The sequence below is a fragment of the Enterobacter sp. CFEC122 genome (genome assembly GCF_052983755.1).
The window spans coordinates 355,651-371,795 of record NZ_JBRIQR010000001.1 but is presented as its reverse complement, the minus strand read 5'-3'; the positions used below and the strand labels follow the sequence as shown (position 1 = coordinate 371,795).

Sequence of the window (16,145 nt, the reverse complement as noted above, 5' to 3'; positions counted from 1 at the left end):
GCGCCACCCGACAACATGCCTGCACATAAAACAAAGCCCGGTTTCCCGGGCCTTGAACGCAACTGCACACTCAGTAATACGCTTGTAGCGTGCGCTGGCAGAGCGCCGAGCGCACGCAGTCATCTTTGGTGAAGCGTACCACCCCAATCATCTCATCTTCCTCAAAACGCGACATGGCGTCGCTCAGTCCGGATTTCACGCCGGACGGCAGGTCACACTGGGTAATATCGCCGTTAACGATAACCGTCACGTTCTCCCCGAGGCGCGTTAAAAACATCTTCATTTGCGCAGCGGTCACGTTCTGAGCCTCGTCAAGAATGACGACCGCATTTTCAAATGTACGTCCGCGCATATAGGCGAACGGCGCGATTTCCACCTTGCCAATCTCTGGCCGCAGGCAGTACTGCATGAAGGATGCACCCAGCCGCTTCACCAGCACGTCATAGACGGGCCTGAAGTACGGGGCAAACTTCTCCGAAATGTCACCGGGCAAGAAGCCGAGATCTTCATCAGCCTGCAGTACCGGACGGGTAACAATGATTCTTTCCACGTCCTTATGGATCAGCGCTTCCGCCGCTTTGGCTGCACTGATCCAGGTTTTCCCGCATCCGGCTTCACCGGTTGCAAAGATGAGCTGTTTACTCTCGATAGCATTCAGGTAGTGCGCCTGAGCCTCATTGCGCGCCACAATTGGAGAATTATCACGGCTGTCACGGGCCATGCCAATTGCTTCTACGCCACTCATCTGCACAAGCGAGGTGACCGATTCTTCTTCACGCTGTTTATGGCTACGTGAATCCCGTCTCAGCACACGTTTTGCTTCGCGACGAGCTTTGATCACTGCTTTTTGTCTTCCCATGGATAGCACCTTGAGTTGTTGGTATTCATCACACGCGCCAGCGTCGGCACGATTATGCGCACGAACATCAGAGGGTTGGCTTCCTTGTAAGCCATTGCTTGCACTATCGGATGACGATACGGAACAGCTACGCGCACCGTTCTGCACGTCGGTCGAATCAGATTCTTGAGGGAGGGGGGAAAATTTAGTGGTGAGGAAATCGCTGCCGGAGTCTGAGCCTCCGCGCCGGGTGCTGCGGTTGTTATGTTTACCTTGTCCAGTACAGGACGCAACCATTCGCGATCTCCATAGTGATTCAGCATCACTGCCGGGAACTACCGCTGTCTTATCTTAAGTACATCAGGAGTTATCATAAATGCAACATTTATTTTACCTGAATGCAACTTTTAGGACTGTCCCTACAGTTGAAATCAGTCTCATATAGAAATATTACAGAAATATAACAGCAGGATAGTCATATGAAAAAATAATGTCCCCGCGAACGGTTGCGGGGACAATTATCAGGCTTCAATAAGACCCTGCGCGAGATACGCGTTGCTGTCGCGCACGCCTGGCAGGGCAAAGAAATAGCCGCCGCCGATAGGTTTAATGTACTCTTCCAGCGCTTCGCCGTTTAAGCGCTTCTGTACCGTCAGGAACCCCTTCTCGAGATCGTGCTGATAGCAGACGAACAGCAGCCCCATATCGAGCTGACCGGAATTGGTCACGCCGAGCGAGTAGCTGTATCCCCGACGCATCATCAGACTGGACTGCGTCTCTTTGGTACGCGGATTGGCCAGACGAATATGGCTGTCCAGCGCAATCACGTCGCCATTCGGATCGCGGGCGTAGTCAGGCACATCATGCTCGTTCTTCATGCCGAGCGGTGCCCCGCTTTGCTTATCGCGACCGAAGATCGTCTGCTGCTCTTTGAGCGGCGTGCGGTCCCAGAACTCCACGTGGAACTGAATAATGCGCACCGCCTGATAGCTACCGCCCACCGCCCATGCCGGTTCGCCCTGATCGGCAGTGACCCACACCACCTCCTTCATGAGCGCACTATCATGGCTGTCCGGGTTGGCCGTGCCGTCCTTGAAGCCCAGCAGGTTCACCGGGGTCTCTTTCCCTTTGCTGCGGGCGGCGTGGTCAGAGATAAACCCTTCCCGCTTCCAGCGCACGCTCAGCAGATCCGGCGTGTGCTTAATGATGTCGCGCAGGGCGTGGATTACCGTGTCCTGCGTATTGGCGCAAATCTGCAGAAGCAGATCGCCGTGGCAGAGGGCGGCGTCCAGGGAATCATTCGGGAAGCGCGTCATTTTTTGCAGCGCCTTCGGCTTCTGTTTTGCCAGCCCGTAACGCGCGTCAAACAGCGATTCACCCAGCGAAACGGTAATGGTCAGGTTATCCGGGGCGATGAAAGGCCCCAGAATGCCGGAGTCCATTGGCGGCAGACGCGGGTTCGGCGTATCGGGCGCCGGTCCACCGGCGGTCAGAAACGCGATGCGCGTCGTCAGCAGGCGGAACAGGCGTTCCAGATCGGCTTTATCGCTGGCCAGCGAATCAAAGGCCACCAGCATCATCGACGCCTGCTGCGGCGTCAGAATGCCCGCCTGATGCTCGCCATAAAACGGCTGCGTCTCCATGCGGGCGTTGGGTGACAGCGTGCCGGGCGCGCTTTGCGGTTTCGCCGCGTGCGCCACCGGACACCCGCCAGCCAGAGCAAGCGCGCCTCCCAGCGCCCCTACCCCTTTTAACAGCCGACGACGTGAGGGCTCTGCCACGTCGCTCTCGTTGTGCTTATCCATCGTGCTTAGTCCAGACCCAGTACGCCACGCAGCAGGGAGAGATCTTCCGCCAGGGCGGTAATCGGGCCTTTCAGCGCGTTACGGTCGGCATCGGTCAGCTTGTCGTAGGTTTCAAAGCCGTCTTTGGTACGGTACTTCGCCAGAATGGTGTCGACCTTTTTGAAGTTGGCGTCCACCTTGGCCAGCAGTTCGCCGTTCTCTTTCTGCAGCTGAGGACGCAGCAGGTTAACAATTTTCTGCGCGCCGTCGACGTTAGCCTGGAAGTCCCACAGATCGGTATGGCTGTAGCGATCCTCTTCACCGCTGATTTTGCTCGCGGCCACTTCTTCAATCAGACCGGCCGCGCCGCCCACCACTTTAGACGGCGGGAAGGCCAGCTCGCTGATGCGCTTTTGCAGCTCCAGCACGTCGCTGTTCAGCTGCTCAGCGTATTTCTCCATCCCTTTGGTGGTGTTGTCGCCAAACAGGGCTTTCTCCAGACGGTGGAAACCGGTGAATTTCGGATCGGCGGCCTTCTGCTCGAAATCATCTTCACGGGCATCGATGCTGCCATCAAGGTCAGAGAACAGCTCGGCGATCGGCTCGATGCGCTCGTAGTGCTGACGGGTTGGCGCATAGAGGGATTTCGCTTTTTCGATATCCCCGGCCTTCACCGCATCGGTAAAGGCTTTGGTTGCCGTCGCCAGCTCCGCCGTCTCTTTCGTGACGTACGCCTTATACGCGGTAATTGCATCGCCCAGGCTCAGCACCGCAGCGCCTTTCGCCGCATCGGCCGTCGCTTCACCTTTGACGATGAGCTTCCCTTTCGGGTTGGTCAGCAGGCCGCAGGTCATCTCATACTCGCCCGGCTGCAGGTTGGCGGTCATCTTCTGGCTAAAGCCAGGGGCGATATTTTCACGCTCTTCCACCACCAGAACGCCTTTCAGGATCTCCCACTCCAGCGCCTTCTGGCTGTGGTTCTGAATAATAAACTGGGTTTTACCGCTGTTCACCGTGAGGGTCATCGGCTCACACTGCTTGTCGTTGACGGTGACCTTAACCTGTGGAACATCCGCGCCCCAGGCGGAGAATGCAGAAGCGAACAGCGCGGCAATGCCTGCGCATAACGCACTACGACGGAACTGAATTGCCATGACTCTTCCCTTTAAAAGTATATTGTCACTAAATCAAAAATTACGGCGCAACGCGCGACGCCTGCGTGCCGGTACGCGGCGGCATGGCGAACAGCACCAGCGCCGGAACCAGATAAATGAAGTACATCGCCACCTCGCTGACGCTCGGCGTTTCCTGATAGCCGAAGATACCTTCGAGCAGGGTGCCGGTCAGAGAGTGCGTGGAGAGAACGTTGCTGAGGTCAAACGCCACGTCCTGGAAATGGTTCCACAGGCCCGCTTCATGGAAGGCGCGAATCGCCCCTGCCGCCAGACCCGCCGCCACCAGCAGAATAAACAGGCTGGTCCACTTGAAGAAGGCGCCCAGGTTCAGGCGGATACCGCCCCAGTACAGCAGGAAGCCGAGCACCACGGCCGTGGCGAGGCCCAGCACGGCCCCCAGCGGCGGCCAGATCCCCACATCCTGCTGAAACGCCGCCAGCAGGAAGAAAACAGACTCCAGCCCTTCACGCGCGACGGCGAAAAAGACCATCATAATGAGCGCCCAGCCGTGGTTGTTCCCCTTCTGCAGCGCGTTATCCACCGCCTGCTCCAGCTGCACCTTCACGTTACGCGAGACTTTACGCATCCAGAACACCATCCAGGTGAGGATCACCACCGCAATCACGGCGACGATACCTTCAAACAGCTCCTGCTCTTTCTGCGGGAACTCGCCGGTGGTTTCGTTAATGAGAATGCCCAGGCCCAGGCAGAGCGCCGCGGCAAGGAATACGCCGACCCACATGACGCCAATCCAGCGCCCGCGCTGGGTTCGCTTCAGATAACTGGCGATGAGGCTCACGATAAGGGCGGCTTCGAGCCCTTCACGTAACATAATGAGAAATGGAACAAACATGCCGACACCTTAAATGTTTATCACGGTCAACTGATGCAAAGAAAGGTAAATTCTTGTGATAGTGATTATCATTACGACGGAAAGAAAAACAAGCGAAATGTGCGGTGTTTTGATGACGAGTTGTAAACGCAAAGCCTGATAATAGTGACGTACGTAACGTTCAGGTTTATAAGTTATAACGAAAATGCCCATTTACGCTGATTCAGGGCTGTGGCTAAATATCCGCCTCACAACCTAACTGAAAATAAACCATGTTTAAAATTGTCCATTTCCTGCTGGCGCTGGTGATTATTCTTGCGCTCGCCTGGCTTACGAGTTTTGACCGCCGGAAAATTCGGGTTCGTTTTGTTTTACAGCTGATTGTTATTGAAATTGCGCTGGCGTTCTTTTTCCTGCACGCCGAAAGCGGGTTATTCCTGATTAAATACGTCTCAGGATTTTTTGAGTCACTGCTCAAATTTGCTGGCGAAGGCACCAATTTCGTCTTTGGCGGTATGGGTGAAAAAGGGCTGGCGTTCATTTTCCTCGGCGTGCTTTGTCCGATTATTTTTATTTCCGCGCTGATCGGTATTCTTCAGCACTGGCGGATCCTGCCAATTTTTATTCGGGTAATCGGTACGCTGCTGTCAAAACTGAACGGTATGGGCAAGCTGGAATCCTTTAACGCGGTGAGCTCGCTGATCCTCGGCCAGTCGGAAAACTTCATTGCCTACAAAGGCGTGCTGGGCGATCTCTCCTCGCGTCGTCTGTTCACCATGGCGGCCACGGCCATGTCGACGGTCTCCCTGTCGATTGTCGGGGCGTATATGACCATGCTCGACGCCAAATATGTCGTCGCGGCGCTGATTCTCAACATGTTCAGCACCTTTATTATCCTCTCAGTCATCAACCCGTCGCGCCCGGAAGCGGAACCGGATGTTAAGCTCGAAAAACTGCATGAATCCCAGAGCTTCTTCGAGATGCTCGGCGAGTATATTCTGGCCGGTTTTAAAGTGGCGATGATTATTCTGGCGATGCTGATTGGCTTTATCGCGCTTATTAGCGCCGTTAATGCCCTCTTCTCTAGCGTATTTGGCATGAGCTTCCAGCAGATCCTGGGCTATGTATTTTATCCCCTGGCGTGGCTGGTAGGGATTCCGCTAAGCGATGCCTTAAACGCGGGCAGCATTATGGCGACCAAGCTGGTGGCGAATGAATTTGTGGCGATGATTGAGCTGCAGAAAATAGCGCACCAGATGTCCCCGCGCGGGCTGGGGATTTTATCCGTCTTCCTCGTCTCGTTCGCGAACTTTGCCTCCATCGGCATCGTGGCCGGGGCGATTAAGGGCCTGAACGAGCAGCAGGGTAACGTGGTATCGCGTTTCGGGCTGCGTCTGGTGTACGGCGCGACGCTGGTGAGTTTGCTGTCGGCGAGCTTTGCGGGGTTGGTGCTCTGATGCAATGCCGGGTGGCGCGCAGCGATCCCGGCCTACAAAACAACAACGGCGGGAATTCCCGCCGTTTTCATTAAAACTGCACGCACACCGGCTGATCGACACGCATCACCGACTCCTGCGCGAAGCGGGACTTATAAATCCCGCGTAACGCTTCGATGTTCTTCTCGCTCTGCGCATCTTTACCGTGGATCAGCATCAGCGCCTTGCTCGGCTCGCGCGCCACTTTTCCGTCGTTCCCCAGCCACTGCCCGCGGGCATCAAACACCGTTAAGCCATCGCGAAAGCGCGGCGTCACGTCCTGGTCAACAAACTGCTGCCACTCGTTGCTGGTAATCTGCGCCCCGGCAGGACGGTTTAAGCCGAAATAGAGCGTGGTTTGCTGCATCTGGCTATCCGCTTTGCAGGTCTCCACCGCCGCGTGTTGCGATGGCGCGCTGCAGCCCGCCAGCATCAATAATGCCGCCGCCATTAACCCTGTTTTGATTGTCATGCTTCGCTATCCTCATTGTTATAAGCACAGGGATATCACAGGAAAAGACGGATTTTGGCAAGAAAAAAGCCGGGTGCGCTTGCGCTTACCCGGCCTACGGTTTTCCGTGGGAAAAATTATTCCGGCTGCAGCTTAGACGGCGGCGCGGAGTGGTAATGCGCGTCGGCTTCCGCAAAGCGTTTCTGCATGGAGGCAGACGGTGCTTTACCCAGCAGGCTGAAGACCACGATACCGATGCTGCCGAAGATGAAGCCAGGAATGATTTCGTACAGGCCCAGCCAGGCGAACTGTTTCCAGACGATAACGGTCACCGCACCGATAATCATCCCCGCCAGCGCGCCGTTACGGGTCATACGGGACCACATGACGGAGAACAGCACTACCGGACCAAACGCCGCACCGAAGCCCGCCCACGCGTAGCTCACGAGACCCAGCACGCGGTTTTCCGGGTTGGCCGCCAGCGCAATCGCCACCAGCGCCACCAGCAGCACCATAAAGCGCCCTACCCACACCAGCTCTTTCTGGCTCGCGTTTTTACGCAGGAAGGCCTTATAGAGGTCTTCGGTGATTGCACTGGAGCAGACCAGCAGCTGACAGCTCAGGGTGGACATCACCGCGGCCAGGATCGCGGAGAGCAGAATACCGGCAATCCACGGGTTAAACAGAATCTGCGCCAGTTCGATGAACACGCGCTCGGCGTTCTGGTTCACCGCGCCCGCCTGCGCCGGGTTGTTATTAAAGTAGGCGATACCGAAGAAGCCGACCGCACACGCGCCCGCCAGACACAAAATCATCCACGTCATGCTGATGCGACGCGCATGAACGATGGTGTGATGAGAATCTGCCGCCATAAAGCGCGCCAGAATGTGCGGCTGACCGAAGTAGCCCAGACCCCAGCCCATCAGGGAGACGATGGCGACAAAGTTCAGCCCTTTCAGCATGTCGACGTTTTCAATGCTCTTCTGCTTGATCACTTCCAGCGATTCGCCAAAGCCGCCAACGGTGAAAATCACAATCACCGGGGTCAGGATCAGGGCAAAGATCATCAGGCTCGCCTGCACGGTGTCGGTCCAGCTTACCGCCAGGAACCCGCCCACGAAGGTATAGAGGATGGTCGCCGCCGCACCGGCCCACAGGGCGGTTTCGTAGCTCATGCCGAAGGTGCTTTCGAACAGGCGAGCGCCCGCCACGATGCCGGAGGCACAGTAGATGGTAAAGAACAGGAGGATAACCACGGCAGAGATAATGCGCAGAATGCGGCTGTTATCTTCAAAGCGTCCGGTGAAGTAGTCCGGCAGCGTCAGGGCATTATTGTTAGCCTCGGTATGCACGCGCAGACGGCCCGCCACCAGCTTCCAGTTGATCCACGCGCCCACGGTCAGACCGATGGCGATCCAGCTTTCCGAGATACCGGAGATAAAAATCGCACCCGGCAGACCCATCAGCAGCCATCCGCTCATGTCCGATGCGCCCGCAGAGAGTGCGGTCACCATCGGGCCTAAACTGCGTCCGCCCAGAATGTAGTCGTCAAAGTTTTTCGTGGAACGCCACGCCAAAAACCCTATCAGGATCATGCCAAAAATATAAACGAGAAATGTCACCAGCATCGGTGTGCTAATTGCCATTCAAATTCTCCAAAAGTGTCGAGCGACAACCATCCGGGTTGCCTTGTTATATGATCACCGGAACGAGGTGACGGTATCTTGTGTTTCGGTTGGGCGCGCTATCCTGCCGTATGCGCCCTCCGCTGACAAACGATTTAACACTGCATTTACATCAATTTCATCCCCGGTTTGATACGAGTTTCCTATAGGTTGCACTCGCTCACGCTTTTACGGGTTGCACCTTTGAAAAGTGTTAACTCCCGCATAAAACCAGGCTTTCCGCGACAAAGCCAGCACGTTTTTCCAGCTAACCATTCGTTAACAATCCATTCATTTTCTGGGTTGCAAACCAGGTCACATTTAACACGGTTGCACAAAGTTGCAACATGGTGGATATTTCACGCTAACGACCAAACACGATGAAAGCACAACAGGAGCTTTGGCATGGGGATGACCACCATGGGGGTTAAGCTGGATGACGCGACCCGCGAACGGATTAAGACCGCAGCAACCCGCATTGATCGCACGCCGCACTGGTTAATTAAGCAGGCGATTTTTAACTATCTCGAAAGACTCGAGAGCGACGAGGGCCTGCCGGAGCTGCCTGCCCTGCTCGCCGGTGCCGCCAATGAAAGCGAAGACGCGCCAGCCGCTGGCGATGAAAGCCATCAGCCGTTCCTCGAATTCGCCGAGCAGATCCTGCCGCAGTCCGTCAGCCGCGCCGCCATCACCGGCGCGTACCGTCGCGCCGAAACCGACGCCGTACCGATGCTGCTGGAGCAGGCCCGTCTGCCGGAAGCTATTGCCGCACAGGCGCACAGCCTGGCGTACCAGCTGGCTGACAAACTGCGTAACCAGAAAACCGCCACCGGCCGCGCCGGGATGGTTCAGGGTCTGCTGCAGGAGTTTTCCCTCTCCTCACAGGAAGGCGTGGCGCTGATGTGCCTGGCGGAAGCGCTGCTGCGTATTCCGGATAAAGCCACCCGCGACGCGCTGATCCGCGACAAGATCAGCAACGGCAACTGGCATTCGCACATTGGCCGCAGCCCGTCGCTGTTCGTCAACGCCGCGACCTGGGGCCTGCTGTTCACCGGCAAACTGGTCTCGACCCATAACGAAGCCAACCTGTCCCGCTCCCTGAACCGCATCATCGGCAAGAGCGGCGAGCCGCTGATCCGCAAGGGCGTGGACATGGCGATGCGCCTGATGGGCGAGCAGTTCGTCACCGGAGAAACCATTGCCGAAGCGCTGGCGAACGCCCGCAAGCTGGAAGATAAAGGTTTCCGCTACTCCTACGACATGCTGGGCGAAGCGGCGCTGACCGCCGCCGACGCGCAGGCCTACATGGTTTCTTACCAGCAGGCGATCCACGCCATTGGTAAAGCGTCCAACGGTCGCGGTATTTATGAAGGCCCGGGCATCTCCATTAAGCTCTCCGCCCTGCACCCGCGCTACAGCCGCGCGCAGTACGATGGGGTAATGGAAGAGCTCTACCCGCGCCTGAAGTCCCTGACCCTGCTGGCGCGCCAGTATGATATCGGCATCAACATCGACGCCGAAGAGGCCGACCGTCTGGAGATCTCCCTCGATCTGCTGGAAAAACTGTGCTTCGAGCCGGAGCTGGCGGGCTGGAACGGCATTGGCTTCGTGATCCAGGCCTACCAGAAGCGCTGCCCGTTCGTCATTGATTACCTGATTGACCTGGCCAGCCGCAGCCGCCGTCGCCTGATGATCCGCCTGGTGAAAGGGGCCTACTGGGACAGCGAAATCAAACGCGCCCAGATGGAAGGGCTGGAAGGCTATCCGGTCTACACCCGCAAGGTCTATACCGACGTCTCTTACCTCGCCTGCGCGAAAAAGCTGCTCGGCGTGCCGAACCTGATTTATCCGCAGTTCGCCACCCACAACGCCCACACCCTGGCGGCCATTTACAGCCTGGCCGGGCAGAACTACTACCCGGGCCAGTACGAATTCCAGTGCCTGCACGGCATGGGTGAACCGCTGTACGAGCAGGTGACCGGTAAAGTGGCGGACGGCAAGCTTAACCGCCCGTGCCGCATTTACGCCCCGGTAGGTACCCACGAAACCCTGCTGGCATATCTGGTGCGTCGCCTGCTGGAAAACGGCGCGAACACCTCCTTCGTTAACCGCATCGCCGACACCACGCTGCCGCTCGACGAGCTGGTCGCCGATCCGGTGCAGGCCGTTGAGAAGATGGCGGCGCAGGAAGGCCAGATTGGCCTGCCGCATCCGAAGATTGCCCTGCCGCGCGAGCTGTACGGCCAGGGTCGCGTCAACTCGGCGGGGCTGGATCTCGCCAACGAACACCGTCTGGCGTCCCTCTCCTCTGCCCTGCTCAACAGCGCGCTGCAGAAGTGGCAGGCGAAACCGATGCTGGAGCAGCCCGTTGCTGACGGCGACATGCAGCCGGTCATCAACCCGGCGGAGCCAAAAGACATCGTCGGCTACGTGCGTGAAGCCACCGATGCGGAAGTGGATCAGGCGCTGGACAGCGCGGTGAATAACGCCCCTATCTGGTTCGCCACGCCGCCGCAGGAGCGCGCCACCATTCTGGAACGCGCGGCGGTGCTGATGGAAGACCAGATGCAGTCGCTCATCGGCATTCTGGTGCGCGAAGCGGGTAAAACCTTCAGCAACGCCATCGCCGAAGTGCGCGAGGCGGTCGACTTCCTGCACTACTACGCCGGTCAGGTGCGCGATGATTTCGACAACGAAACCCACCGTCCGCTCGGCCCGGTCGTCTGTATCAGCCCGTGGAACTTCCCGCTGGCGATCTTCACCGGCCAGATTGCCGCCGCCCTGGCCGCTGGCAACAGCGTGCTGGCAAAACCGGCAGAGCAGACCCCGCTGATTGCCGCACAGGGCATCAACATTCTTCTGGAAGCCGGCGTACCGGCGGGCGTGGTCCAGCTGCTGCCGGGCCGCGGTGAAACCGTGGGCGCCAAACTGACCTCCGATAACCGCGTACGCGGCGTGATGTTTACCGGTTCGACCGAAGTGGCCTCGCTGCTGCAGCGCAATATTGCCACCCGTCTGGATGCGCAGGGTCGCCCTACTCCGCTTATCGCGGAAACCGGCGGCATGAACGCCATGATCGTCGACTCCTCCGCCCTCACCGAGCAGGTGGTGGTTGACGTGCTGGCCTCCGCCTTCGACAGCGCCGGTCAGCGCTGCTCCGCCCTGCGCGTGCTGTGCCTGCAGGATGACGTTGCAGACCACACGCTGAAGATGCTGCGCGGCGCGATGGCCGAATGCCGCATGGGCAACCCGGGCCGTCTCACCACCGACATCGGGCCGGTGATCGACGCGGAAGCGAAAGCCAATATTGAAAACCACATTCAGGCCATGCGCGCGAAAGGCCGTCCGGTGTTCCAGGCGGTGCGAGACAACAGCGAAGATGCCCGCGAGTGGCGTTCCGGCACCTTTGTGCCGCCTACGCTTATCGAGCTGGCAAGCTTCGACGAGCTGAAAAAAGAGGTCTTCGGTCCGGTGCTGCACGTGGTGCGCTACAACCGTAACAACCTCAACGAGCTGGTTGAGCAGATCAACGCCTCCGGCTATGGCCTGACGCTCGGCGTGCATACCCGTATCGACGAGACCATCGCGCAGGTGACCGGCAGCGCCAAAGTAGGCAACCTGTACGTCAACCGCAACATGGTTGGCGCGGTCGTGGGCGTGCAGCCGTTCGGCGGTGAAGGCCTCTCCGGCACCGGTCCGAAAGCGGGCGGTCCGCTCTACCTGTACCGTCTGCTGGCGAACCGTCCTGAGAACGCGCTGGGCGTTACCCTGGCGCGTCAGGATGCGGAGTATCCGGTGGATGCGCAGCTGAAAACCGTGCTGACCCAGCCGCTGGACGCGCTGATTAAGTGGGCTGATAATCGTCCAGAGCTGCGTGCGATTGCGCAGCAGTACGGCGAGCTGGCACAGGCCGGTACGCAGCGTCTGCTGCCGGGGCCGACCGGCGAGCGCAATACCTGGACGCTGATGCCGCGCGAGCGCGTACTGTGCGTGGCGGATAACGAGCAGGACGCGCTGGTACAGCTGGCCGCCGCGATGGCCACCGGGTGTGAAGTGCTGTGGCCGGACGATGCGCTGCATCGCGACCTGGCCAAACAGCTGCCGAAGGCGGTCTCGGCCCGCATTCACTTCGCGAAAGCCGATGCGCTCCTGACGCAGCCGTTCGATGCCGTCATTTACCACGGTGATTCTGACCAGCTGCGCGAGCTGTGCGAGCAGGTTGCGGCCCGCAGCGGGGCGATTGTTTCGGTGCAGGGCTTCGCGCGCGGGGAAACCAACCTGCTGCTGGAGCGTCTGTACGTGGAGCGTTCCCTCAGCGTCAACACCGCGGCAGCGGGCGGTAACGCCAGCCTGATGACCATCGGTTAATCGTGTAAACTCTTCCCGGTGGCGCTATGCTTACCGGGTCGATAAAACAACCGTAGGCCGGATAAGCGCAGCGCATCCGGCTTTTTTACACTGAGGGAAAGATGAAAAGAGTATTTCTCGCAGGCGCAGCACTGCTGCTGAGCGCCAGCGCGCTGGCCGACGAGTGCGACAAAGCGACCACTCAGCTTGAGCTGAATACCTGTAGCGCGCAGCAATACCAGGCTGCCGATAAAAAACTCAACCAGACCTATCAGGCCGCCGTCAAGCGTGCGGAAGCCCCTCAGCGCGAGCTGCTGAAAAAGGCGCAGCAGGCCTGGATTGCCCTGCGCGACGCGGACTGTGCGTTTATCGGTTCGGGGACGGAAGGTGGCAGCGTTCAGCCGATGATCGTGAATCAGTGCCTGGCGGAGAAAACCGTGGAGCGCGAAGCGTTTCTGGCCTCGCTGATGCAGTGTGAAGAGGGCGACTTAAGCTGCCCTCTCCCACCGGGGAACTAGCGCAAGCGGATCCCTTCGATAATCATCCGCTGCACGTTTTCCAGGGTGCTGTGGAAAAACGCTTCGTCCTGGAGCGTTTTTCCGGTCACCGCCTCGACCTGGGCCGCAAAGTCAGCGTAATGCTGGGTGGAGGCCCAAATCATAAAGATCAGATGATGCGGATCGACCGGGGCCAACTTTCCGCTGGCCACCCATCCGGCGATAATGGCCGACTTATCGTCCACCAGCTGCTTTAAATCTCCGGTCAGCTCCGCCTGCAACAGCGGCGCGCCCTGCAGCATCTCGAGGCAGAACAGCCTTGATGCCTGCGGGTAATCGCGCGACACCTCCAGCTTCAGGCGTATGTACTCTTTGATCGCCACCAGCGGGGCCAGCTCTTCGCGGAACGCTTTCAGCGGAGCCAGCCAGATATCGAGGATCTGCTGCATCACCGCGACATAGAGCGCCTCTTTCGACGGGTAATAGTAGAGCAGATTGGTTTTGGATACCCCAGACTGCTCCGCCACCTGCTCCAGGCGCGTGCCGTGAATGCCAAACTGCGAAAAGGTCTCCAGGGCCGCGCTGAGGATCGCCTGCTTCTTGGCGCTCACCGCCTGCGAACGTTTACCTGGTGTTTTCACTGCGCCTTGTGTCATTCCCGCTCTCCTTATTCTGCGTTGCCCTCAGCATAGCAAAACCCCCGTCTCGCCACGACATCCTGCACCCCGATCGCGCATGAATGCCTGTTTTCTGTGCAATGTTTTTGACCAGTTAGTCCACATTTAATTACACCAAACCACCAACCTCTTATTAACACATTAATAACACTGCCATTTTCAAAACTGGCACTGCCTTTGCAAAAACACCGTTACACCTGCGACGTAATGAAGAGAGGTTCGTGATGAAAATTGGCGTATTTGTACCCATCGGCAACAACGGCTGGCTTATCTCGACCACTGCACCGCAATACATGCCGACCTTTGAGCTGAATAAAGCCATCGTGCAGAAAGCGGAGCACTACCATTTCGACTTTGCGCTTTCGATGATCAAGCTGCGCGGCTTCGGCGGCAAAACCGAATTCTGGGATCACAACCTGGAGTCCTTCACCCTGATGGCCGGGCTGGCCGCGGTCACCTCGCGGATCCAGATCTACGCCACCGCAGCCACCCTCACCCTGCCCCCGGCGATCGTGGCACGCATGGCCTCCACCATCGACTCCATCTCCGGCGGACGCTTTGGCGTCAACCTGGTGACCGGCTGGCAAAAACCGGAGTACGAGCAGATGGGTCTCTGGCCGGGCGACGATTACTTCTCTCGCCGCTACGACTACCTGACCGAGTACGTGCAGGTCCTGCGCGACCTGTGGGGGACCGGCAAAAGCGATTTCAAGGGTGACTTCTTCACCATGAACGACTGCCGCGTCAGCCCGCAGCCCTCGGTGCCGATGAAGGTGATTTGCGCCGGGCAGAGCGACGCCGGGATGGAATTCTCGGCGAAATACGCCGACTTCAACTTCTGCTTCGGTAAAGGGGTTAACACGCCTGCCGCCTTCGCCCCGACCGCCGCGCGCATGAAAGAGGCCGCCGACAAAACCGGGCGCGACGTGGGCTCCTACGTGCTGTTTATGGTGATTGCCGACGAAACCGACGACGCCGCGCGCGCGAAATGGGAGCGCTATAAGGAGGGCGCCGACGAGGAGGCCCTGAGCTGGCTCACCGAGCAGAGCCAGAAGGATACCCGCTCCGGGGCGGATACCAACGTTCGCCAGATGGCCGACCCGACCTCCGCGGTCAATATCAACATGGGCACGCTGGTCGGCTCGTACGCCAGCGTCGCCAGGATGCTCGATGAAGTGGCAGCCGTTCCCGGGGCGGAAGGCGTCCTGCTGACCTTTGATGACTTCCTCACCGGCGTGGAAACCTTCGGCGAGCGCATCCAGCCGCTGATGCAGTGCCGCGCCCACATCCCTGCCGTCACGAAGGAGGTAGCGTAATGACAACCCTTAACGCACGCCCGGAAGCCATCACCTTTGCGCCGCAGCAGAGCGCGCTGATCGTGGTGGACATGCAAAACGCCTACGCCAGCCAGGGCGGTTATCTGGATCTGGCGGGGTTCGACGTCTCCACCACCCGGCCGGTGATCGCGAATATCAAAACCGCCGTCGCCGCCGCGCGCGCCGCGGGCATGCTTATCATCTGGTTCCAGAACGGCTGGGATGACCAGTACGTTGAGGCCGGCGGTCCCGGTTCACCGAACTTCCACAAGTCGAACGCCCTGAAAACCATGCGTAAACGGCCCGAACTGCAGGGCAAGCTGCTGGCGAAGGGTGGCTGGGATTATCAGCTGGTGGATGAGCTGGTCCCGCAGGCGGACGATATCGTCCTGCCGAAACCGCGCTACAGCGGCTTTTTCAACACGCCGCTCGACAGCCTGCTGCGCAGCCGGGGCATTCGCCATCTGGTGTTCACCGGGATCGCCACCAACGTCTGCGTGGAGTCGACCCTGCGCGACGGCTTTTTCCTCGAATATTTCGGCGTGGTGCTGGAAGACGCGACCCATCAGGCCGGGCCGGAATTCGCCCAGAAGGCGGCCCTGTTCAATATCGAAACCTTTTTTGGCTGGGTCAGTAACGTTGCGGAGTTCTGCGACGCCCTGAATCCCCCGCTCGCCCGTATCGCCTGAGGAGACGCACGATGCCGAAATCCGTAATCATCCCGCCGGGCACCAGCACGCCCATCGCCCCGTTTGTCCCCGGCACGCTCGCCGACGGCGTGGTGTATGTCTCCGGCAAGCTGCCGTTTGATAAAGACAACAACGTGGTGTTTATCAACGACCCAAAGGCGCAAACCCGTCACGTGCTGGAGACGATCAAAACCGTGATCGAAACGGCGGGTGGCACGATGGAGGATGTGACCTTCAACAGCATCTTTATCACCGACTGGAAAAACTACGCCGCGATTAATGAAATCTACGCGGAGTTCTTCCCCGGCGATAAGCCGGCCCGGTTCTGCATTCAGTGCGGGCTGGTGAAGCCAGACGCGCTGGTTGAGATCGCCACCGTTGCGCACATCGCGAAGTGAGG

Annotated in this window: 13 protein-coding genes; 6 read left to right on the top strand and 7 right to left on the bottom strand. The window is 58.6% G+C overall.

The features are described 5' to 3' along the window. Positions 1-70: 70 nt before the first annotated feature. From phoH to efeU, 4 genes are all read right to left on the bottom strand, one after another. A complete protein-coding gene (phoH, locus tag ACVCAM_RS01725) occupies positions 71-859 on the bottom strand; it encodes a phosphate starvation-inducible protein PhoH (protein ID WP_008503509.1) in 789 nt (262 codons plus the stop codon). 500 nt (positions 860-1,359) lie between these two features. Beyond that, complete coding sequence (efeB, locus tag ACVCAM_RS01720) at positions 1,360-2,643, bottom strand: iron uptake transporter deferrochelatase/peroxidase subunit (protein ID WP_032651282.1); 1,284 nt, start codon at positions 2,641-2,643, stop codon at positions 1,360-1,362. A gap of 5 nt (positions 2,644-2,648) precedes the next feature. Further along, positions 2,649-3,776, bottom strand: coding sequence for an iron uptake system protein EfeO (gene efeO, locus ACVCAM_RS01715; RefSeq protein WP_021240800.1), 1,128 nt, complete (start codon positions 3,774-3,776; stop codon positions 2,649-2,651). A 40-nt stretch (positions 3,777-3,816) separates the two neighbouring features. Further along, positions 3,817-4,650, bottom strand: coding sequence for an iron uptake transporter permease EfeU (gene efeU, locus ACVCAM_RS01710; RefSeq protein ID WP_008503506.1), 834 nt, complete (start codon positions 4,648-4,650; stop codon positions 3,817-3,819). 251 nt (positions 4,651-4,901) lie between these two features. On the opposite strand from efeU, the gene ACVCAM_RS01705 reads away from it, so the two are divergent. Continuing rightward, positions 4,902-6,086, top strand: coding sequence for a NupC/NupG family nucleoside CNT transporter (locus ACVCAM_RS01705; RefSeq protein ID WP_123922601.1), 1,185 nt, complete (start codon positions 4,902-4,904; stop codon positions 6,084-6,086). A 70-nt stretch (positions 6,087-6,156) separates the two neighbouring features. Here the strand turns inward: ACVCAM_RS01705 and ACVCAM_RS01700 are convergent, their stop codons facing one another. Continuing rightward, complete coding sequence (locus ACVCAM_RS01700) at positions 6,157-6,576, bottom strand: DUF3574 domain-containing protein (RefSeq protein WP_032651277.1); 420 nt, start codon at positions 6,574-6,576, stop codon at positions 6,157-6,159. A 116-nt stretch (positions 6,577-6,692) separates the two neighbouring features. After that, the gene (gene putP, locus ACVCAM_RS01695) at positions 6,693-8,201 is read right to left on the bottom strand and encodes a sodium/proline symporter PutP (protein WP_008499815.1); all 1,509 of its coding nucleotides are present in this window, start codon (positions 8,199-8,201) and stop codon (positions 6,693-6,695) included. A gap of 423 nt (positions 8,202-8,624) precedes the next feature. Between putP and putA the strand changes: the two genes are divergently transcribed. Continuing rightward, complete coding sequence (gene putA / locus ACVCAM_RS01690) at positions 8,625-12,587, top strand: trifunctional transcriptional regulator/proline dehydrogenase/L-glutamate gamma-semialdehyde dehydrogenase (protein ID WP_407223229.1); 3,963 nt, start codon at positions 8,625-8,627, stop codon at positions 12,585-12,587. Between the two features lie 101 nt (positions 12,588-12,688). Then, positions 12,689-13,084, top strand: a complete 396-nt coding sequence (locus ACVCAM_RS01685) for a lysozyme inhibitor LprI family protein (RefSeq protein WP_021240804.1) — start codon at positions 12,689-12,691, stop codon at positions 13,082-13,084. Here ACVCAM_RS01685 and rutR read toward each other — a convergent pair. Next, positions 13,081-13,719 (bottom strand): HTH-type transcriptional regulator RutR, encoded by a 639-nt coding sequence (gene rutR / locus ACVCAM_RS01680; RefSeq protein ID WP_008499819.1) that lies wholly within the window; start codon positions 13,717-13,719, stop codon positions 13,081-13,083. The genes ACVCAM_RS01685 and rutR overlap by 4 nt on opposite strands. Positions 13,720-13,964: 245 nt before the next feature. Between rutR and rutA the strand changes: the two genes are divergently transcribed. From rutA to rutC, 3 genes are read left to right on the top strand one after another with little or no spacing between them, the layout of a single operon-like run. Then, a complete protein-coding gene (rutA, locus tag ACVCAM_RS01675) occupies positions 13,965-15,056 on the top strand; it encodes a pyrimidine utilization protein A (RefSeq protein WP_008499820.1) in 1,092 nt (363 codons plus the stop codon). After that, positions 15,056-15,745 (top strand): pyrimidine utilization protein B, encoded by a 690-nt coding sequence (gene rutB / locus ACVCAM_RS01670; protein ID WP_032674512.1) that lies wholly within the window; start codon positions 15,056-15,058, stop codon positions 15,743-15,745. The genes rutA and rutB overlap by 1 nt, the downstream gene beginning before the upstream one ends. Before the next feature lie 11 nt (positions 15,746-15,756). Then, positions 15,757-16,143 carry a pyrimidine utilization protein C gene (rutC, locus tag ACVCAM_RS01665; RefSeq protein ID WP_407223228.1) on the top strand — a complete coding sequence of 129 codons (387 nt, stop codon included), beginning with the start codon at positions 15,757-15,759 and terminating at the stop codon, positions 16,141-16,143. The last annotated feature ends 2 nt before the right edge of the window (positions 16,144-16,145 follow it).